Source organism: Lachnoclostridium sp. (assembly GCF_031997925.1).
In the GTDB taxonomy this organism is placed as follows: Bacteria; Bacillota; Clostridia; order Lachnospirales; family Lachnospiraceae; genus Lachnoclostridium.
This window is the reverse complement of sequence record NZ_DAMADT010000012.1, coordinates 41905-65199: the sequence shown is the minus strand read 5'-3', so window position 1 is coordinate 65199 and position 23295 is coordinate 41905. Positions and strand designations below refer to the sequence as shown.

Annotated in this window: 14 protein-coding genes; 10 read left to right on the top strand and 4 right to left on the bottom strand. The window is 36.0% G+C overall.

Translation table 11 applies throughout. The features are described 5' to 3' along the window. On the top strand, nucleotides 1-1274 hold a 1274-nt coding region (locus RTP52_RS09975; protein WP_312370956.1), incomplete at its 5' end, for an ATP-binding protein. 113 nt (nucleotides 1275-1387) lie between these two features. Here RTP52_RS09975 and RTP52_RS09970 read toward each other — a convergent pair. From RTP52_RS09970 to mgtA (RTP52_RS09955), 4 genes are all read right to left on the bottom strand, one after another. After that, nucleotides 1388-1804: a hypothetical protein gene (locus RTP52_RS09970; RefSeq protein WP_312370955.1), complete on the bottom strand. Its 417-nt coding sequence runs from the start codon at nucleotides 1802-1804 to the stop codon at nucleotides 1388-1390. Between the two features lie 379 nt (nucleotides 1805-2183). Next, nucleotides 2184-4946, bottom strand: a complete 2763-nt coding sequence (gene mgtA, locus RTP52_RS09965; RefSeq protein WP_312370954.1) for a magnesium-translocating P-type ATPase — start codon at nucleotides 4944-4946, stop codon at nucleotides 2184-2186. Nucleotides 4947-5346: 400 nt separating this feature from the next. Next, a complete protein-coding gene (locus RTP52_RS09960; RefSeq protein ID WP_312370952.1) occupies nucleotides 5347-5850 on the bottom strand; it encodes a winged helix-turn-helix domain-containing protein in 504 nt (167 codons plus the stop codon). Between the two features lie 16 nt (nucleotides 5851-5866). After that, nucleotides 5867-8524: a magnesium-translocating P-type ATPase gene (mgtA, locus tag RTP52_RS09955; protein WP_312370951.1), complete on the bottom strand. Its 2658-nt coding sequence runs from the start codon at nucleotides 8522-8524 to the stop codon at nucleotides 5867-5869. Nucleotides 8525-8912: 388 nt separating this feature from the next. Here mgtA (RTP52_RS09955) and RTP52_RS09950 point away from each other — a divergent pair, with 388 nt between their 5' ends. From RTP52_RS09950 to aspS, 9 genes are all read left to right on the top strand, one after another. Further along, nucleotides 8913-11003 carry a Coenzyme F420 hydrogenase/dehydrogenase, beta subunit C-terminal domain gene (locus RTP52_RS09950; protein WP_312370949.1) on the top strand — a complete coding sequence of 697 codons (2091 nt, stop codon included), beginning with the start codon at nucleotides 8913-8915 and terminating at the stop codon, nucleotides 11001-11003. 289 nt (nucleotides 11004-11292) lie between these two features. Beyond that, on the top strand, nucleotides 11293-13473 hold the full coding sequence (locus tag RTP52_RS09945) for a Coenzyme F420 hydrogenase/dehydrogenase, beta subunit C-terminal domain (protein ID WP_312370947.1): 2181 nt from the start codon (nucleotides 11293-11295) through the stop codon (nucleotides 13471-13473). A gap of 247 nt (nucleotides 13474-13720) precedes the next feature. Next, nucleotides 13721-14245, top strand: coding sequence for an adenine phosphoribosyltransferase (locus RTP52_RS09940; RefSeq protein WP_312106468.1), 525 nt, complete (start codon nucleotides 13721-13723; stop codon nucleotides 14243-14245). A gap of 429 nt (nucleotides 14246-14674) precedes the next feature. Next, complete coding sequence (locus tag RTP52_RS09935) at nucleotides 14675-16960, top strand: RelA/SpoT family protein (protein ID WP_312106472.1); 2286 nt, start codon at nucleotides 14675-14677, stop codon at nucleotides 16958-16960. Nucleotides 16961-17070: 110 nt separating this feature from the next. Then, entirely contained in the window at nucleotides 17071-17721 is a 651-nt protein-coding gene (locus RTP52_RS09930; protein ID WP_312370945.1) for an MBL fold metallo-hydrolase, read from the top strand. After that, nucleotides 17722-19197, top strand: coding sequence for a coproporphyrinogen dehydrogenase HemZ (gene hemZ / locus RTP52_RS09925; RefSeq protein WP_312370943.1), 1476 nt, complete (start codon nucleotides 17722-17724; stop codon nucleotides 19195-19197). It abuts the gene before it with no gap. A gap of 2 nt (nucleotides 19198-19199) precedes the next feature. Then, nucleotides 19200-19931: an HD-GYP domain-containing protein gene (locus RTP52_RS09920; protein ID WP_312106239.1), complete on the top strand. Its 732-nt coding sequence runs from the start codon at nucleotides 19200-19202 to the stop codon at nucleotides 19929-19931. A 95-nt stretch (nucleotides 19932-20026) separates the two neighbouring features. Next, a complete protein-coding gene (gene hisS / locus RTP52_RS09915; protein ID WP_312106237.1) occupies nucleotides 20027-21280 on the top strand; it encodes a histidine--tRNA ligase in 1254 nt (417 codons plus the stop codon). 197 nt (nucleotides 21281-21477) lie between these two features. Next, entirely contained in the window at nucleotides 21478-23274 is a 1797-nt protein-coding gene (gene aspS / locus RTP52_RS09910; protein WP_312106235.1) for an aspartate--tRNA ligase, read from the top strand. Nucleotides 23275-23295 lie beyond the last annotated feature (21 nt).

Sequence of the window (23295 nt, the reverse complement as noted above, 5' to 3'; positions counted from 1 at the left end):
AATTAACCGAAGCACTTCTTAAGATGGGAGTTCCAATCTTAGGAACCAGTGCAGAAAATGTTGATGCTGCAGAAGATCGTGAGTTATTCGACGAAATTCTAGAGAAATGCTGTATTCCAAGACCTGCTGGTAAGACTGTATTTACCACAGAGGAAGCAATTACGGCAGCTAATCATTTGGGTTATCCAGTTCTTGTTCGGCCTTCCTACGTACTTGGCGGTGCAGGAATGCAAATCGCAATCTGTGATGATGATGTCCGTGAGTTTATGGAAATCATTAACCGAAATGTACAGGAACATCCAATCCTTGTAGATAAGTATTTGATGGGGAAAGAAGTGGAAGTGGATGCGGTATGTGATGGTGAGGATATCTTAATCCCAGGTATCATGGAGCACATCGAGAGAGCAGGTATTCACTCAGGAGATAGTATCTCTGTATATCCTGCTCAGAGTATAAGTAATAAGGTACAGGATGTAATCGTTGATTATACAAGAAAATTAGCGAAGTCCTTAAATGTAATCGGTTTAATCAATATCCAGTTCATCGTATACAATGAAGAAGTTTACGTTATTGAGGTTAACCCAAGATCCTCACGTACGGTACCATACATTAGTAAGGTAACCAATATTCCAATCGTTTCGCTTGCATCGAAGGCAGTTCTTGGAGAAAAAATTGCAGATTTAGGATATGGCACAGGACTTGCAAAAAAAGCAGATTATATTGCGATTAAAATGCCTGTATTCTCCTTCGAGAAACTACGTGGAGCTGACATTGGTTTAGGTCCAGAAATGAAGTCAACAGGTGAGTGCCTTGGCATCGCAAGAACTTTCAATGAAGCATTATATAAGGCATTCCTTGGTGCGGGTATCAATCTTCCAAAGCATAAGAAGATGATTCTTACTGTAAAGGATGCAGATAAATTAGAAGCAGTAACGGTAGGTAGAAGATTTAAAGCTCTTGGATATGAAATCTACGCTACTAGAAGTACCGCAAGGGTTCTAAATGAAAACGGAGTGGATGCTATTCCGGTTCAGAAGGTAGACGGAGAATCTCCGACCATCCTAGACCTACTTCTTGGACATGAGATTGACTTAGTGGTGGATACTCCAACCCAGGGACGAGATAAATCCAGAGATGGTTTCGTAATCCGCCGTATGTCAATTGAAACAGGTGTTACCTGCTTAACTTCCCTTGATACAGCGAATGCATTACTAACAAGTTTAGAAAATGTTGCCGATGGTGAATTAAGTTTGATTGATATAGCAAGAATTTAAATAGAATAAGAAGAATTGGCAAGCCAATTCACTTGTCATGAATTATAGAAAAGAGGGAGAAACGTAGTTTACCCCTCTTTTCTTCTTCAAAACAAAGGAAGCTTCAGGTCTTTTTATTCTTTATCAACTAAAGTAAAAACATACCATTCCCCACCATCCATAATCAGTGTATTTAACCTAGTAGATTTGCCATATTCAATGGTGAATTTTTTTTCTTTAGAATTAAGGTTAATGCCGTCATCCTTATCAGAAAGCGGTATAGGTGTTGATATAGTGATAGAATTTTCATCAACTTTAATTACTTTAAACTTTCTTAAATAGTAGGTTGAGTCACCTTCAAGAGAAATATTGTACGTTTCCTTCGATGCAATATCCTCAAATAAAAATTCTTTTTCCGGATAATCAATATCTTGGTCTGACCATGAATCAATAACTAAACGAAGACTGTAATTACTTTTTTTTGATGAGCATGAAACGAATAGTCCTGCAAATACTACGATAACGAAACAAAATATTATGGTTTTTTTCATACCGAAATCCTTTCTCTTTTTTAGTAAAACCAACAATCCCCAAGTGTGTTAAGATTTATAGAAGATATCTCGCAGAGGAAGGGGATTTTTTATAGTACATATGAATGGAGGCTAGTTCTATTTTAACTTCTGCAATAATTATATTTTAATATGATAAAAGATACCATAATTTTCTATTATTATATCATACAACTATATAAAATTACAATTTGTAATCATACATATAGAAATAACATCATCATGAAAGTAACCCGGATAGACCTATAAAATCAAAAAGTGCTGTTATACGAACGACTTTCAATCGCTCGTATAACAGCACTTTTATCTATTCTATATGGTTATTAAAATTTCGTTCTTATAAAAGCTAAACCATAATGTCTTATAAAAGCTCACCATAATGTCTTATATATGCTTTCTTTAGGATGGTTGCCAATACCATATACGATAGAATGCAAGGAAGTAGAAAAGCAAAGTATGCCATTGGAAGAGCTACAAATCCAAGTACTGTTCCTAAAGCGGTAAATGGAATGATAGTTAATACCGCAATTCCAGTAAAGGAGAGTAGTGTCACAGGAGAGGACGCGTGGCTCTGTATAAATGGTAGTTTTGGTGTACGAATCATGTGTATTACCAGAGTTTGGCTCCACATGGATTCAACAAACCATCCGGCCTGGAACATGGCTGCATAACTTGCTTGCATTTGTAGTAATGCTGAACCAGAGTAGTGACTTGCAAGGTTATGGAATAAAACACCATTCGATACAAACATCGGGCAGAATACGAAATACATAAAGGCATAGGTCAACCAGTCAAAGACGGAACTTGCTGGGCCTATCCAAATCATAAAACTTCCAACAGAAGAAGCATCCCACTTCCTAGGAACGGTAAGAAACTCTTTATCTACATTATCCCAAGGTATCGCAGTACATGATAGATCATAAATGAGATTTAAAACAATTAAGTGTACGCTCATCATCGGAAGGAAAGGAAGTAATGCGGAAGCTACCAATACCGAAAACATGTTACCAAAGTTAGATGAAGCTGTCATCTTGATATATTTAATCATATTGGCATAGGTTTTTCTACCTTCAATAATGCCTTCTTCTAAGACCATTAAATCTTTTTCTAATAGAATAATATCTGCGGATTCCTTTGCAATGTCCACTGCGGTATCAACGGAAATACCTATGTCAGCAGCTTTCATTGCAGCTGCATCGTTAATACCATCCCCCATAAAACCAACAGTATGACCACTGTTTCGAAGAACAGTTACAACACGGGACTTCTGATCTGGTGAAAGCTTTGCAAATACATCCGTGGTTTCTGCAGCTTTTGCAAGTGCTTCATCGGTCATAGAATCAATATCTGCACCGAGGAGCAGATTATCAACCTCCAAACCGACTTGCTTGCAGATACAACGTGTAACCTTATCGTTATCCCCTGTGAGGATTTTTGTTGTAACGCCATGAGCTTTTAGAGCTTTAATCGCATCTTTCGTGGATTCTTTTGGTGGATCAAGAAAAGCGAGATAACCGATTAACACCATGTCGCATTCATCTTTTACCCCGAATGCACCGACAGGAGAGGGATTTGTTTTTTGAGCAACGGCAATAACACGCATTCCATCCTCATTAAATGCATTTACTGTTTCAAAAATATTCGATTTTAGTTCTTCTGTTAAAGGCTCTACTTTGCCATTAAATTCTACATAAGAACAGACAGAGAGCATTTCTTCTACCGCACCTTTGGTGACCATTTGTGTCTTGCCATTTTTATCGCTTACCACGGTGGAAAGACGACGGCGAGTAAAGTCAAACGGAATTTCATCAACTTTGACATAAGTTGCAGATAAATCAAGTAGCAACGGATCTGAGGCTTCTTCCTCTTCTGTCTTTCGTATGATAGCAAGGTCCATTAAATTCTTATATCCTGTTTGAAAATAACTGTTCAAATAAGCATGACGAAGTACACGATTGTCTTCCTTACCCATAACGTTTAAGTGATATTCCAAAACAACCTGATCCTGAGTTAATGTACCAGTTTTGTCAGTACAGAGAATATCAATAGCTCCAAAATTCTGGATGGAATTTAAATTCTTAACAATCGTCTTTTTCTTAGACATAGACACTGCGCCTTTTGCAAGGCAAGTGGTCACAATCATTGGTAACATTTCTGGTGTAAGTCCTACTGCAATTGATATGGCAAACAAAAAGGCATCAAGCCAATCACCTTTCGTAAGGCCATTAATGACAAATACGATAGGAACCATGACTAGCATAAATCGGATTAAAACCCAAGAGACAGAGTTTACGCCTTTTGTGAAGCTAGTTTCTACCGCTTCGCCAGCAACAGAAGAAGCCATGGAACCAAAGAGAGTATCATCACCGACAGTGATAATAACAGCAGTAGCACTACCACTTATCACGTTACTTCCCATAAATGCAATATTGGTATAATCCGTAATGGCATCACACGCAGTATCATATACAATAGGAAGCTTTTCTATTGGATCATTTTCACCAGTCAGTGAGGATTGACTGATAAATAAGTCTTTTGCACTTAAAATTCGTACATCCGCGGGTACCATATCACCAGCAGCAAGGTGAATAATATCGCCAACAACAGCATCCTCTAACGGAATTTCCATCTTCTTTTCTTCCAGGCGATCTACCGTACAAGTCGTTGTAATCATGGCAAGTAATTTTTCAGCAGCATTACCAGAACGTGCCTCTTGCACAAAACGCAAAGTACCAGAGATGAAAACCATAGTTAGGATAATAATTACCGTAATTGGATTTATATCATCGGGAGCGTTTTGTTTTAATGGTAAGATAATATCTGTTATGGTGGATACGATAGCAAGGCACAATAAAATAATTGTAAAAGGATTAATGAAAGCACCTGCTAATTTTTGTATTATGGGTTTTTTCTCTTCCTGGGTAACTTTGTTGCTACCATGCGATAAACGGCTTTCAAGCACGTCTTTTTCAGAAAGTCCATCCATAGATGTATCTAGCTTTTGTAATAGAGTATCGATAGGATTCGTAGCTACAAAGGTAATTGTTTTATTCGCTTTATCTCTACGTGCTTTTGTTTCTGCAATTTGTTTTGCAGAAACATTATGGTTTCTTTTTTTGTTCATATGTCGAACCTCTTTATTGTTTACATTTTTTGGAAGCGAGACATAAACCGATTAGGATATATACATATTCAGAAAAACAGATAGTGTCCGTAGTTCTATCTTCATGTTCTTCCGGAATATATTATATCCGGGTGGGTATATGTCATTGGAACTTCGGCCTTCCGAGTTTCCGGATTCCATCTGCTTTTCCTCCTTTTTTCTTTATTTTTTATATTTTGGGGTAATACTTACTGATTTTTATTTACCCATCAGTAAGTATAATGGAAAGGTAAGTCAAATCCAAGAGCAAAATTCTTGCGATTTTCTTGCTATTAAGCATAATAATTCTATTCATGAAAAGAAAAAGTACACGAAACTCGTTTTTCTTGTTAGATATTAATTGAAAATGCATCTGTTAAGTTTAGTATTGGTCATTAAATTTGTATCCTATTCCCCATATGGTAATAATGTATTCAGGTTCATCTGGATTTGGCTCTATTTTTTTACGGAGTTTTCGAATAAATGCCATGATATTACTATCCGCCATTAGATAATCTTCTTCCCAAACTGCTTGATAAATCTGTTCTTTCGTAAAAACGTTTCCTCTGTTTTGGGCAAGAAAATATAGAATGTCAAATTCTTTCGGTGTTAAGTTGATTTCTAAATTCTGGCGTAGAACTTTTCTGCTTTTTGGGAGGATAGAAAGGTCTCCAGCAAAAATGTCAACATCTAAATTATCTATAAAATTTTTTGAATTATTAGCCATACTTAACATTAGTGTAGAAACTTCATTTTGAATTAGATCATCTATTCCTTGAAGAAGTTCTTTTGTATATTCAGAGATTGGCTGTTCTGTATTTATTTTATCGCGAATCCAATTAACAAGAGCAGAATCCACTGTAATAAAACTTGAATTTTTTTTCATAATGAATTCGTCCTCCTTAAATTAGTTCATGATATTTCTTAATATAGAAATGTTTTGCAGCTGTAGTTAAGAGCATATAGCTGATAACGATTGCAAGTAGAAATAGAAAATACCAAGCTGGAAGCATCATAAGTCCTAGTAAACCTGCAACGCGTGTAAAGGTAAGTCCTGAAATTAAGATGATTCCAAACACCGTTATTAGTTGAACAGGTGTTGACGCCTTACTTTGAAGGAATGGTATTTTTTTCGTACGTAACATGTGGATGATTAAAACCTGTGTCCACATCGATTCTAAAAACCATCCAGTTTGGAATAAGGATATATATTGAAGTTTTGTCACTGGATCAGTCAATTGAGTAAATAGCAATCCTCCACTAAGGCTTGGGCAGAGAATAAAATATAAAAATAGGAAAGTAATAATATCGAATATGGAGCTGATAGGCCCAAAAAATCGCATAAATTTTCCGAGTCTTTTTCCAGACCATTCCCTTGGTGAAGAAATATCCTCCTCATCCACTTGATCCCATGGAAGTACGATGCAAAGTGTGTCATATAATAAGTTTAAAATTAAGATTTGAATCGCTGTCATTGGAAGGAAAGGCAAGAAGGCACTGGCACACACAATGGAAAATATATTACCAAAATTCGAACTTGCTGTAACCTTTATATATTTTTGCATGTTTGCAAATGTTTTTCTTCCTTCTAAAATACCTTCTTCTAAAACATTTAAATCCTTTTGCAAAAGAATAACATCTGCAATGTCTTTTGCAGCATCAACGGCAGTATCTACGGAAATACTGACATCCGCTTCGCACATGGCAGGGATATCATTCATACCATCGCCTAGAAATCCAACGGTATGTCCATTTTCCTGCAATGCTGTTAAAACTCTAACCTTTTGACTTGGAGTTAATTCAGCAAATACATTGGTCTGTTCGACGGTTTGACGTAATTCCAGATCTGATAGGTTGTTAAGATTTGAACCTGTTAATATCTGATCTGACTCTATCCCAACTCTACGACAGATGGATAATGCTATCTGCGCATGATCCCCCGTTAGAATCTTAGGTTTTACCTGAAGATTTTTTAGCTTTGTAATGGATTGTGCTGCTGATTTTTTAGGAGCATTAAAAAACACAAGATATCCTAATAAAATCATGTCAGATTCATCTAAAACAGTTACGTTATTAAGGTCAAGTTCTTTTCTAGCAACAGCAATAACTTTCATACCATCCTCTAACATTTCATCGATTACTGCAGCAATACTATTTCTGCCATCCTCTGTGATAGGAAGAAGATTCCCTTGATATTCCACAAAGCTACATTTCGAATAAACTTGGTCAATATCACCTTTCATAATAAGGAAGTGCTTCCCGAAATTATCCGTAACCAATGTACTGACATATTTACGATTGTAGTCAAAAGGTATCTCATCGAGTTTTAGATATTGTTCTGCTAAACTTTTATAATAGGCTTGTTTTTCGGGCATGGTTTCACAGCGAAGGATTGCCTCATCGATTGGATTTTTTATTCCAGAATGATACAGGCTATTTAAGTAAGCTAAATCTAATACCGTATTGCTTTCATTTCCTAAGACATCGATATAATATTCTAACAAAATAGAATCATTGGTCAGAGTGCCGGTTTTATCCATACATAAAACATCCATACTACCAAATGCTTGCATGGCATTGATATCACGGATTATTGTCTGTTTCTTCGACATTTGTATACTGCCGTTTGCCAGGCAAGTTGTAATAACCATAGGTAACATTTCAGGTGTTAGTCCAACCGCTATGGATAAGGAAAATAAAAAGGATTCGAGCCAATTTCCTTTTGTTATTCCGGTAACTACAAATACAACAGGAATTAAAATAGCCATAAAGCGAATCATAACCCAGGCAATTGAGTTAGCACCTTTTTCAAAGCTGGTGGAAGCTTGAGCATTCGGTTTTACAAAATTACCATATAGGGTGTCTTTTCCAACTGCTAAAACAATGCCCTCACCTTTTCCACTTATAACAGTAGCCCCCATATAAGTAAGGTTTTTATATTGGGAAAAAGCCATTTGCTCTGTGTAATCATGTTTATCGCTGTTTTTTTCGAGAATGGCACTTTCTCCTGTAATGGCAGCTTGAGAAACAAATAAATCACTTGTTGAAGTAAGACGGATATCTGCCGGTATGAAATCACCCGCAGATAAATAAATATAATCACCTACGACCAATTTTTCTGCAGGGACATTAATAATTACACCCTCTCTTTTTACATGGATGGAAGTATTTATTAACCGATCCAAACGATCAGAAGCATTTTTGGATTTCATTTCTTGAATTAAACGAATTGTACCACTAATTAATATCATAACGCTGATGATAATCGCGGTGGTTATATTTTTACTAAAATTTGAGGGTAGAAAAAAATCTGTTACCAAAGAAACCATGGCTAGTACGAACAATATTATTGTAAACGGATTAATAAAGGCTCTACGTAGCCGAAACAAAATGGTATCTGATTTACTACCAATACTATTTTCACCATAAGTTTTTTGCATAACCTCTATTTGTTCTATACTTAGACCATTTGGTGAGGTTCCAAGGTCATAATATACATCATCTAAATCTTTATGAGCATATTGAATCATGCGATTATTAAGCAAGGAAGATTTGTTCAAGTTAAGACCTCCTATAAAAACATCTTTTTAACTATAATTTTACCATATTGTTTCAAACTTGACTTGTGATTATTTCTTACTTTTTTCATGCGATATATCCTAACATTTCTTTTCCTACCTTGGTATTTTTAACCAAGTGCTCATGACATAACATAAATATAAGTTATTAATTTTTTTATTTATGAAAGGTAACGAGTTGTGCTTTTTCTTGTTTCACACTGCCAATATATCAGAAATAGGTAATTTGAAACGTTTTTATTCATAACGAGGACAGTTCATGATACGAAATTTTCCTTGTTTTACTCTATTTTATATTAAAAAATTAGATTGCATAACTTGTCTAACTCTTATATACTGTAATAGATTAGATAGAAGGGAGGTTCTTATCATGAAGATTGGAATCATCGGCTATGCAAAACCTGAGCTGGAAAGTCTTTTGCAAGCATATGCAGTGAAAAAAGTATTAGAGGATCAGGCTGTAGATTGCTATTGGTATCGTAAGAGGGACAATATTACTTACAAAGCCGTTAGAACCACTCGTAAAAGGAACTTACTTGACGCTTTAAGCGGGCGCCAACATGTCCATGTGGACATGAATGAGGCTAAGACCGCCATGGAAGGTTTTATTAAAGAAAAATTATCTTTGAATCCAAATAAATCAGAAAGAACGGATAGCTTTGTGATTGTTAATTACAAAGCCACCATTGATACAACAAACTCTACTGCGAATTATATAGACTTTTACCAAAGAAGTTTCGAACCAAAGGCCGAGATAACAGAGACATTGATGCTTTGTGGTTTGGAAGATTATGAGAAGATCATGGGAGAGACGATAAAGAATCAGGCCTATGTTTTTATGGATAGTGAAACTGACAAAAGTGGCATTATTCCCTCCATACGAAAAATTGCAAGGGCAAATAATCTAGAGGTAATCTCGAAAGCGTATAATCGTACCTATTATGGATTTGAAAAGGTTACAGAAATATTTACTCCATCGGAATACTTGGCATATATTCGTGATGCAAAATTAGTAGTTACTGATTCTTTTACAACCGCGTATTTTGCAATCTTAATGAAAAAGCCGTTAATTTGTTATGATCAGGGAATGACACAAGGAAAAATCAAACGATTTTTACAAAAACTATCCTTGATGGATAACTATTGTACAATGAAGCTATCGAATACCTCATTGACGGCATATAACATAAAACATCCGAACAAAGTCAGCAAACAATTAAAGAAGTATCGCGAAGAGTTGACGGATTATCTATTTGAATTGGTAGGAGCTTACAACCTCGATCAGCCAGTTAACTGTCCCACTAAAATAACTCGTGGTGAGTGTTGTGGTTGTTATGCATGTAAAGAGGTATGTCCTACCGATGCTATACAAATGGTAATGGATAAGGAAGGATTTTATTACCCACATGTGAATAAGGAAAAGTGTATCCATTGTGGGCTATGCGAAAGAGTATGTGTGAAAAAAGAAAATTCTCAGATCGTTTCCTATGAACCAGATTATCCAAAAGTTTATTGTGCAATTAATAAGGATGAGAGTGCAAGAATGATTAGTACCTCTGGAGGTGTCTTCCACGTATTATCAAAATATGCAATTGAACAGCGTGAAGGTGTTGTATTTGGTGTAAAATTTGATGAGAACATGAATGCAGTTTCAACCTCAGCTAGAACAATGAATGATGTAAAAGCATTCTATGGATCAAAGTATGTTAAGAGTGAGATTGATGGTGTATATGCCAAGGTAAAAGAACAGTTAAATGAGGGTAAATTTGTCTTATATTCAGGGTTACCATGTGAATGTGCTGGCTTAAAAGCATATTTACGAAAAGATTATGAGAATCTATTCATTAGCGAAATCTTATGTCATGCTGCACCATCACCAAAGGTATTTAAAAATTACCTAAAGTTCCTCTCTATAAAATATAAGTCTCCGATAACCAATGTGGTATTCCGTGATAAGAGGGATGGTTGGTTAATTCATAAGTGTAGTATGGTGATTGAATTTAAAGACCGTAAGCCACTTGTAGTAAATTCAAGAAGAAATAATTATTTTAGAAACTTCTTATTAGATAACATTCAGCGTCCAGGATGTTCCCAGTGTAGTTTTGTTGGTAGAAGTCGTGTGGGTGACATTACCATTGGAGACTTCTGGGGAATACACCACATTGATGAAGAAATGTTTGATGATAAAGGGACTAGTGCTATTATGGTAAATACAGAAAAAGGTAAAAAGGTTCTTGAAGAGTTAAAAGATTCTTTCAATATGAAGGAAAAAAGTATAAAAGAACTGTTTAAATATAACCACAGCAAGCCGTGCCCATATAAGCCAGAACGCACTGAGATTTTCAAACGTTTAGGAAAAGAAAACATTAATCCGTTATTAGAAAGCTTTAATGATTTAAAAAATAAAGTAGCTAAAGACATAGTAACAAAAGACACTGCAACAAAAGAGGTAGTGGACTAGCAATAGACGATTAAGACTAATTATTAATGTAAAAGAAGTAAGGAAAAAATTCAACAAGAAGCAAGGATGCTTTCTAGAGAATTTTTTGTTCCTTACTTCTTTTTTATTCGCTATTTTTTCATTTACAAAAATAGGATAGACATTTTTTATAAAAGTTTCTAATTTAGCCAGATACATACTACAAATTACTTTGGGGATAGTAATCATACAATAATTTAATCGAAAGTGGACATGTCACGTAATTTGATTAATTACTACACGAAGACGCAAGATGGAAAGGAACTATTGTATGAAAATAGGAATTGTAGCAGATCTAAATGATATGAATCTAGATGTTTGGTTGTCTACTTATGCTTTGCAGGAAGCGTTAAAAGAAATGGAACATATGTCAGTTGTAATTCACCATTCCTTTTCAAATAGTGAGGAAGAAAAGCGAGGGCCAAAAGAACTTGCTTATGAGTTTTATAATGTTGTGGAAGGAAGTTCAAGGCTAAGTGATGATGTTGGATATTATAAATTATTCGATATATATTTAGTGGCCGGTGAGAGAATGTGGCAGAAGGTAAAAAATAATGCCATTAAGGAATATTATCCAATCCATTATTTACGAGATTCTATCCTCTTAATGCAACAAAAAAGCTATCGCCCTCTTGCAAAGAAGAAATTAATTAACGAAGATTATCTTCTCGCTTATTATGAGCGTCCTTCTGAGGAAAAATTAGAGTTTCTTAATTTTCTTTTGGATGATAAAGGCCTTAAGTTAGTATCAAATAGGATGGAAAATGCAGAACTTAAAAGCGTAAAAAACTATACAAATCAAGATATTAGAGAGTTCTTATCTTATCTTCGTCATGCCAAGGTTGTAATTACGGATTCAGGATTTATCTCGTTTATGGCTCTTCTATATGAAAAACCATTTTTATTACTATCGGAAAAAACACAGGAGGTATTAGAAGCAGGAATCTTAAAAGAATTAGGATTATCTAGCCTTATCCTTTCCGACTTTTCAACATTAAAAGATATTAATATCTACAACTCCTTATTGGCAACCTACGAAAATAATCTACAGGAATTTAGAAAACGTATCAAAGACTTTAGAAATGAGCATAAGAAAAAATTAAGCCAATTAATAAGATTAGCCAGTTATGAGACATATGTCGACTGTCCAACGGATATAAAAAAAATCGAGTGTTGTGGATGTACTGCTTGTAGAGAAGTATGTCCTTATAATGCTATTGAAATGAAGGCGGATGAGGAAGGATTTATCTATCCGGTTGTGGATCATGATAAGTGTGTCAAATGTATGCTTTGTAAAAAGGTCTGTGTAAAAAGAGAAAACCCTCAGACGATTAAGTATGAAAAAAGAGAAGATCCACAGACGATTACTAACGCAAAAAAAGAAGATCCCAAAACGATAGCAAACGCAAAAAGGGAAAGTCCACAAACGACTACTAACGCTAAAAAGGAAGATCCACAGACGACTACTAACGTTAAAAAGGAAGATTCACAGACGACTACTAACGCAAAAAAAGAAAATCCGCAGACGAACTTTAATACAGAAAGTTACCCCTTAGTATACGCAGTAAATAATAAAAAACTTAAGGTGAGAACAAATAGTTCTTCCGGTGGTATCTTTCCAGAACTGGTCCAATATGTAATTGAAGAATTGAATGGATATGTAGTCGGTGTTAAGTTTGATAACGATATGAATGCAGTTTCTTCGATTGCACACACCATGGAGGAAGCAAAGGAATTCTATGGTGCTAAGTATACTAAGAGTGATTTTACTGGAATGTTCCGAAAGGTTAAGAGCCTTTTAGAGAAAGGAGAAACGGTTCTTTATTCTTCTCTACCATGTGAGGCTGCAGGGCTCCGTGCATTTTTAAGGAAAAGATATGATAATCTTATTGTAAGCGAAGTACTATGCCATGCGGGTCCATCTCCACTTGTATTTCGCAGGTATGTACAGTATTTAGAGTCACGTTTTCATTCAAAGGTTAAAAAAATTAACTTCAGAGATAAATCGAAGGGATGGCTAGCCCTAGATAATACCATGGTTGTTGAGTTTGCAAATCGGGAGCCGTTAAAGCTCCGCGCGAGAAGGAATAATTATTATCGTAGTTTTATTAAAGATAATATTGCAAGACCTGCTTGCAGCCAGTGTTCTTTTGTATACACCAATCGGGTTGGGGATTTAACGATGGGTGATTTTTGGGGAATACAGTATGCAAAACCAGAAATGTTTGACAATAAGGGTACTAGTATATTAATGGTTAATACTAAGATTGGTGAGAAGATTTGGAACATGATTTCCGATCGATTTGAATATGAAGAAAGCAACTTACAGGAAGCATTTCGTTACAATCATAAGAAGCCTATAAAATTAACAGAAAAGAGAAATGAATTCTTTGATCGATTTGAAAAAGAAGAAATCAATTCCTTGTTGCAAGAATTTAATGATTTAAAATAAATTTCATGGAATTTAATGATTTACAATAAAATTCTTTACCATTTGAAAGGATTAGTGATATAATAGTTTAAGTTAAGTGAAATATGACAGGCGAACGATAAATCTTTTGTCTAAAAAACCTGTGCATAAATAAAAGGCAATTTTCGCACTTCTTATTCTGGCAGTACAGTATCTGTGAGTAGATGGGGTATGCAACCTACTAAAAAGCCATGATTTCAAGAGTGAAAGAAAGGTATGATGTTAAAAGATGAAGAAACTAGAAGAGTATGTTAGAAGTATTCCGGATTTCCCTGAGGAAGGTATTGTTTTTCGCGATGTAACAAGTGTTTTACAAGATAAAGATAGTTTAAAGATGTCCATTGATCAGATGCAAGAAAACCTAAATGGGCTTGATTTTGATGTAATTGTCGGTCCAGAATCCAGAGGGTTTATCTTTGGAGTACCGATTGCATATAATTTAAATAAGGCATTTATCCCAGTTCGTAAAAAGGGAAAACTTCCTTGTGAAACCGTTGAGATGGAATATGCATTAGAGTATGGTACGGCTACGATTGAAATGCATAAAGATTCCATTAAACCAGGACAAAAGGTTGTCATTATTGATGATCTAATTGCTACTGGAGGAACTATTGAAGCAATCACAAAGTTAATTGAACAATTGGGTGGAGAAGTTGTTAAGATTGTTTTCCTTATGGAATTAGAAGGACTTAAGGGAAGAGAGAAGTTAAAGGGGTATGATGTAGCTTCTATCATAAAATATGCTGGTAAATAAAGCAGCATAATTGGAGGGTGTACAAAATTACTATTTTAAGCAGATGGGGGGTGTCTTTCTTTTGCGGAAAGATACTGTCTTAATGTAGGAAATGGGTTTGTACACTCTTTTTTCGTTCAAATCTTTCTAAAATCGCATGAAATTGGACGAAGAACAGTCATAGAATGTCAAAAAGATTGATTTTTTCAACTTTACTTATTATAATAGGAAGATAAGCTTATAAGCCCCCCAAAAATGAAAGGAATGGTTCTTATGGAGAAATCGTTAAATCAGAGTACAGACACAAACTTAGAACCGAAAAAACTTCATAATGATTGTGGCATTATTCAAAATGACACTTCTATTCAAAAGGATGGAAGTGCTTTTCTGAAGAATGAAAGTCCCATTCTAAAGGATGGAAGTGCTATTCTGAAAAATAGCACCGACTTAATGCAGGATGAAACTGCCATCAAATATCAAAAAGACCGCAAAATAGGTGTTGTTCCATCTGATTTTACGAGTCCTGAGGAGCTCTATGAGATTTTGCTTAAGACCATTCGTGCCTATCACCCATCCACTGATGTAGGAATCGTTGAGAAGGCCTATAAAATTGCGACTTTTGCACATAAGGATCAGCTGCGAAAATCAGGAGAACCGTATATTATACATCCACTTTGTGTAGCGATTATTCTTGCAGAATTAGAACTTGACAAGGAAACAATTGTCGCAGGAATTCTTCATGATGTTGTGGAGGACACAGTATTAACCGTAGCAGAGCTTACAAAAGAGTTCGGAGAAGAAGTAGCACTGCTAGTGGATGGTGTTACGAAGTTAACCAAATTAAATTATTCGAAGGATAAGGTGGAAATCCAGGCTGAAAATCTACGTAAGATGTTTCTTGCCATGGCAAAGGATATCCGTGTTATTCTAATTAAGTTGGCAGACAGACTTCATAATATGAGAACGATGCAGTACCAGACGCCTAAAAAGCAAATAGAAAAATCCAGAGAAACGATGGATATCTATGCCCCAATAGCACAACGTCTTGGTATTTCTAAAATAAAGATAGAACTGGATGATTTATCACTACAGTACCTAGAACCTGAAATCTATAAGGAACTGAATGAGAAAATTGCATCAAAAAAAGAAGAGCGGGAAGCTTTTATTAATAGCATCGTAGAGGATGTTGGAAAACATATTAACGAAGCAAATATTTCAGCAAAGATAGATGGTCGAGTTAAGCATTTCTTTAGTATTTATAAAAAGATGGTAAATCAAGGAAAAACCTTAGAGCAAATCTATGACTTATTTGCGGTACGAATTGTTGTGGACACTGTGAAGGATTGCTATGCAGCTCTCGGAGTCATTCATGAGATGTATAAACCGATACCGGGACGATTTAAAGATTATATCGCAATGCCTAAACCAAATATGTATCAGTCTCTTCATACCACTTTAATTGGTCCGAATGGACAGCCTTTTGAAATACAGATTCGTACTTTTGAAATGCATCGTACTGCAGAATATGGTATTGCTGCGCATTGGAAATATAAAGAAGGTCAGGATGGTAAAAATAATAGAGATACCGAAGAAGCAAAGCTTACCTGGCTTCGTCAAATACTTGAGTGGCAAAGAGATTTATCGGATAATAAAGAATTTTTAAGTTTATTAAAGAATGATTTAGATTTATTTTCAGATAGCGTTTATTGCTTTACTCCAACGGGAGATGTAAAAAATCTGCCAGCTGGTTCCAACCCAGTAGATTTTGCCTATAGTATTCATAGTGCGGTTGGAAACAAGATGGTTGGCGCTAGGGTGAATGGAAGACTTGTTCCTATTGACTATGTGATTCAAAATGGTGACCGTATTGAAATCATGACATCACAAAATTCGAAAGGCCCAAGTAGAGATTGGCTCAATATAGTTAAGAGTACTCAGGCAAAAAATAAGATTAATCAATGGTTTAAAACAGAGTTAAAAGAAGATAATATCATCCGCGGTAAAGAGATGCTTGTTGCATACTGTAAATCCAAGGCAATTACCATGAGTGACTTATTAAAACATGAGTTTATGGATGTTGTAATGAAAAAATACGGTTTCCGTGACTGGGAATCCGTTTATGCAGCGGTAGGACATGGTGGATTAAAAGAGGGCCAGGTTATCAATAAACTGCAAGAGGAATTTACAAAGAAGAATCGGAAAGAAATGACCGATGAGAAGGTCCTTGAAACAATTGCAGATGTGAAGTTTGACCGACCAGCAGTTATGAAATCCAAAGGTGGTATTGTAGTACAAGGAATTCATGATGTTGCTGTCCATTTTTCAAAGTGTTGCTCACCAGTACCAGGAGATGAAATCGTTGGATTTGTTACAAGAGGACGTGGAGTTTCCATACATCGTACCGATTGTATTAATATGATTAACCTTCCATATGAAGATAGGGAACGATTAATTGATGCTGAGTGGAATATTCAAGAGGATAAGAAAAATGCTGGCTTATACACTGCTGAGATTAAAATCTATGCGAACAATCGGAATGGAGTTTTACTCGATGTATCAAGAATCTTTACAGAAAATAAAATTGACGTCATCTCTATGACGGTAAGAACGAGTAAACAAGGTACCGCAACGATTAGTGTGGGTTTTGAAATTAATGGAGTGGAACAGATGCATTTCATTATTGGTAAGCTTCGAGGAATTGAGAGTGTAATTGATATTGAACGTACTACCGGCTAATTAATAAGATAAGACTTAAGGTATTGTGAACGCATAGGAATGAAAGCTATAAATGGTAAGCATAATTACACGAATATGCTATTTATTCTATGATGGATTTGGAGGAAGTTATGAGTAAGATTAGGATTGATATGCTTACCCTTGGTGAGATCAGAACAAATTGCTTTATCCTCAGCAATGAAGATACAAAGGATGCAGTAGTAGTTGATCCAGGGGATGAATGCGAACGTATTTTAGAACATTTAAATCGTAATGAACTCAGCGTAAAAGCTATATTGCTAACGCATGGACACTTTGATCATATCATGGCTGCACAGGAGCTAGCAGCACTTACGAGAGTTTCCATCTATGCATATGAGTCAGAGCGTGAGCTTCTTGCGAATCCGGGGCTTAATTGCTCTTCCATTTTTGGTAAGTCACTTACTTTAGCCCCTGTAGAAAGTTTGCGGGACCTTGAGAAAATTCAATTTGCTGAGATTGAATTTGTCGTGCTTCATACTCCAGGACATACAAAAGGCTCCGTATGCTATTACATTCCGGATGAACAGATTCTTCTAAGTGGAGATACATTATTTTTTGAATCAGTTGGACGTACCGATTTTCCAACTGGGAATAGTGAAGTGTTAATAAAATCGATAAATGAGCGGTTATTTCACTTACCAAAAGAAGTAAAGGTATATCCTGGACATGGCTGTAGCACAAGCATTGGGTATGAGATGCAAAATAATCCGTATGTGAATGGAGAGGGAAGTTTTTATTAGATGATGCAAGTAACGATGATTGGGGAGGATTACGAGCAGGACATAGCGCCTTTGCTAAAGTCATTCTACCCAAAAGAAGAAATTAATATAAAGAAATATCAAACAGAAACGGAACAAGCGCTGTCTACTGAGACAACGCTTGTCTTACGACTATTCCTAGACCGATTTAAGGTTTCCTTATATGAGGATGCTATTCTAACGAAAAGCGAAGAGGAAATCTTATCCGAATATCCGCTAACAAGAAGTATATATCGTAATGCTCTTTTGCGTGTACTCTACCAGCTTCTTTCTGACTATACAAAGGAGGCTCTTCCTTGGGGAATCATGACCGGGATACGTCCTACCAAACAAGTACTCGAGAGACTTGAAGATGGGGTTACAGAAGAAGACATAGTGAAGTATCTAAAAGAGGAATACTATTGCTCTGATGAAAAGATTGCATTAAGTCTCAACGTAGCAAAGCGTGAGCATGAAATACTAAAGGATCTTAGCTATCAAAATGGGCATAGTATTTACATTGGTATCCCATTTTGTCCTAGTACCTGCCATTACTGTTCTTTTACTTCTTATCCATTGGAACGCTCCCAGCACTTAGTGGAGCCATATCTGATGGCTTTAACGAAGGAAATGGAATATGCATCTACTTGTTTAGAGAAACCATTAAGCACTATTTATGTCGGAGGTGGCACCCCAACGACACTTAGCGCGAAGCAATTAGAGTACCTACTAACTAAGGTCGACCATTATTTTGGTATCAAAGGGCTAAAGGAACTAACCGTGGAAGCAGGACGACCGGATAGTATTACTAGAGAGAAACTAAAGGTATTAAAAGACTTTGGTGTATCAAGAATATCGATTAATCCTCAATCCATGCGACAGAAAACCTTGGATTTAATAGGAAGAAAACATACCGCTACTCAGATTGAAGAAGCATTTTACTTAGCAAGGGAGATTGGCCATGATAATATCAATATGGATATTATTATCGGTCTAAGCGGAGAAAATCCTTCTGATGTCATATATACTCTTGATAGAATTAAGTCAATGAATCCAGATAGTTTGACCGTGCATACACTTGCCATAAAGAGGGCTGCTAGATTGAATACGCAAAAGGAACAATACAAGGATATGGAAGCAGTTCGCGTTATTGACATGCTAGCAGAAACAGTGAAATTTGCGAAAGAAAATAGCTATGATCCGTATTACTTATATCGTCAAAAGAATATGGCCGAAAATCTTGAAAACGTTGGTTATGCAAGACATGGAAAAGAAGGAATCTATAATATCTTAATTATGGAAGAAAAACAAACAATCCTGGCACTTGGTGCTGGAGGTTCTTCGAAGTTTGTATTTCATAAGGAAAATCGTATCGAACGAGTAGAGAACGTGAAAAGTGTAATTGACTATACAGAACGTATTGACGAGATGATCCAAAGAAAGAAAGATTTCTTAAGAAATTCCGTAAAGGACTTATAAGAATGGGGATATTAGGATTTAATCAAAAAGAAGAACTTGGGCTAATTCAAAAAGAAAACTCCTATGCATTCGGAAATCTATCAGCACCTTCTGCTACTGGAATAGCAATCATTCGTGGATTAGATTATCCTGGTTTATGTGAGGAGATTAAAGAAGAAGCTATTTCTCATGGAATATTGGTAAGCAATCTTGCTTACTCTTTAGCAAAAGAGCTTAATTTATCAGAAAAGATTTGTTTAGAGCTTGCAGAGGCAGGAATCGTGCATGATATTGGAAAATTAAAGCTTGGTGAATATCTAGATGGTAAAGAGAATGATACCTTAAAGATAGAAGAAATGAAGTATATAAGGCTCCACCCAGAGCTTGGAGCTCAGATTTTAAAAGATCATCGCTGTCACTCGGTGGAAGTATTAACTTCAATATATCACCATCATGAAAACTTTGATGGTTCAGGATATCCTGACAATTTGTCAGGAAATGCAATCCCGTATGGGGCAAGAATTCTTCGTACCTGTGATGTATTTGCAGCACTAGTGACGGAACGAGCTTATCGATCTTCTTTCGAAGTAGATACAGCAATTGAGCTTATGATAGATGAAGTAAAGAATTTTGATATGGAGATTTTTTTGGCATTCTTGCGTTTTGTCCATTCCAAAGAGTTTGAACCGATACGTGACTATGTTATTTATGTAAATAATAACTCTATGGCCAAATCTGAAGTAGAGCTGTATTAAGAAGTATATTGATTTGGTAATCTAAATAGTTTGTGTGAGGACACGAATATCTAATGTTACTATAAAGACGTTAAAGCGCCAGAATGGAGGATCATATGATTACGCAACGCCCAAAAGGAACCCTTGATTGGTACGGGGACAATATGTATAAAAGAACGTTAATTGAAGAGTTGGCAAGAAAGCTATGCAAAGCTTATAATATAAAAGAAATTATTACTCCGGTATTTGAGCATACAATTCTTTTTCAACGTGGAGTGGGAGAAACAACAGATGTCGTTCAAAAAGAGATGTACACATTTCTAGATAAGAAAGACCGTAGCATAACACTAAAACCAGAGGGAACTGCTGGTGCTATTCGTGCTTACTTAGAGAATAACTTATATGCGGAAAGTGGGCCAACGAAACTCTTTTATGTAACGCCAGCATTTCGTTATGAACAACCACAAAGTGGTAGATTACGTCAGCATCATCAGTTTGGTGTTGAATTTGTTGGTTCCAAAAGTCCTTTGGCAGAAGTTGAATTAATTACTTTAATCACAACCTTTCTAAAGGAAATCGGATTAAAGAAAGCAAAGCTTCATATCAACAGCATCGGTTGTAAAAACTGCAGAGCTACCTATAATGAAGCACTTTTAACTTACTTAAGAAAGCACGAAGATCATTTATGTCCAACATGTAAAGAGCGTATGCAAAAGAATCCGCTTCGTGTAATTGATTGTAAGGAAGCTGCTTGCAAAGAAATTGTAAAGGATGCACCTAGAACAATTGAATATTTAGATGAAGAGTGTAAAAATCACTTTGAAGAATTACAGAGTCTCCTTCATACATTAAATATTCCATTTGAAATTGATACTGGTATCGTAAGAGGACTAGATTATTATACAAAGACGGTATTTGAATTTGTGAATGAAGATGGATTTACCTTATGTGGCGGTGGTCGCTATGACGGATTAGTTCATGAAATTGATGAAAAACAGGACATTCCAAGTGTTGGATTTGGTATGGGAATCGAACGTATTTTATATTTTCTTGAAAAAGAAGAAGTTTCGTTACCACCACAACCAGCGATAGAACTTTATGTTGGTATTCTTGGAGCAGAAGCAAAAGCAGCTGCTTACCAGCTTGTGACCAAACTTCGTAGTGAAGGAATCATTACAGAAACAGATTACATGGATCGTTCCGTAAAAGCACAGATGAAATATGCAAATAAGATTGGGGCAAAAAATACGGTAATTCTAGGAGCAGATGAGCTAGCGAATGGAAAAGCCAACGTAAAGAATATGGAAACCGGAGAACAAACGGAGCTTCCACTAGAGAATATTGCAGATTTTATCCTTAAGAATGCATAAGAAATTATAGTGCTATAAAGTACCACTATAATTTCTTGCAAATTAATTCTTGGATGAAACCATAGATTAACTCTATGTAAAGTGCCTACTACTAAATAGGCATGTTTTCAAGTGTGAGAAGATTTCACATGGTATGTTTGAAAGTGTAGAGAAATAATAATTTGATAAGAATAAGATTGGAAATAGGAGGATTTGACATGGCAGAGTCAATGAAGGGATTACACAGAACTCATCGTTGTACAGAGCTTAGCAACAGTAATGTTGGTGAAATAGTAACAGTAATGGGCTGGGTACAAAAGAGCAGAAATAAGGGCGGCATAATCTTTGTAGATTTAAGAGACCGTTCTGGTTTATTACAAATTATCTTTGAAGAGGGTGATATCGGAGCAGAAGGATTTGAGAAAGCCTGCAAGCTACGTAGTGAATTTGTTGTAGCAGTTGTTGGTAAGGTAGAAACTCGTTCTGGTGCAGTGAATGAAAATCTGTTAACAGGTACCATTGAAGTTAGAGCGACAGAGTTACGTATCTTATCAGAATCTGAAACACCTCCATTTCCAATTGAAGAAGATTCAAAGACAAAAGAAGAATTACGTTTAAAATATCGTTATCTTGATTTAAGAAGACCAGACTTAGTACGTAACTTAATGCTTCGTAGTAAAGTAGCTACCTTAACAAGACAGTTCTTATCAGACGAAGGATTTCTTGAGATAGAGACTCCAATGTTAACTAAATCTACACCTGAAGGTGCGAGAGACTATCTTGTACCAAGCCGTGTGCATCCAGGTAATTTTTACGCGCTTCCACAGTCACCACAGATTTTTAAGCAGTTATTGATGGTGAGTGGTTATGACCGTTATTTCCAAATTGTTAAGTGCTTCCGTGATGAGGACCTTCGTGCTGATAGACAGCCAGAATTTACTCAGATCGATATGGAACTTAGCTTTGTTGATGTAGATGATGTAATCTCTGTCAATGAGCGTTTATTACAGAAGATGTTTAAAGAATCAATTGGTATCGATGTTTCTCTTCCAATTCAAAGAATGACATGGAGAGAAGCAATGGACCGTTACGGTTCTGATAAACCAGATACCAGATTTGGCATGGAATTAAAGAACGTATCAGAACTTGTAAAGGACTGTGGATTTGCAGTATTTACTGGTGCTTTACAAAATGGTGGTTCTGTTCGTGGTATCAATGCAAATGGACAGGGTGAAATGCCACGTAAGAAGATAGACGCTTTAATTGAATTTGCAAAAGGTTATGGAGCCAAAGGATTAGCTTACTTAAGTATTAATGCAGATGGAACTTATAAGTCTTCCTTCTCTAAATTCATGACAGAGGAAGAATTATCTGCATTGGTAGAGGCAATGGAAGGAAAGCCAGGAGACCTTCTGTTCTTTGCAGCAGACAAAGATAAAGTGGTATTCGATGTTCTTGGTAATCTTCGTCTTGAAATCGCTAGAAATCTAGAAATTTTAGATAAGAATACTTATAACTTCTTATGGGTAACGGAGTTCCCATTACTTGAGTACTCAGAAGAAGAGGGAAGATATACAGCGATGCATCATCCATTTACAATGCCTATGGATGAAGACCTTTCACTTCTTGAAACTGACCCAGGTAAAGTACGTGCGAAAGCATACGATATCGTATTGAATGGTACAGAAGTAGGCGGCGGTAGTGTCCGTATCTTCCAGAATAATGTACAGGAAAAGATGTTTGAAGTTCTCGGATTTACGAAGGAAGAGGCTTATGAGCGTTTCGGATTTTTATTAAATGCATTCAAATATGGTGTTCCACCACACGCAGGTTTAGCTTACGGTTTAGATCGTCTTGTCATGCTGATGGCAAAAGAGGATTCCATCCGTGATGTAATCGCGTTCCCTAAAGTTAAGGATGCTTCCTGTTTATTAACAGATGCACCAAATGTTGTAGATGACAAACAGTTAGAGGAACTTTCTATTGCACTTGCAAAGAAAGCTACTGAAGAATAATGAAGATCTTAGATTCTACAA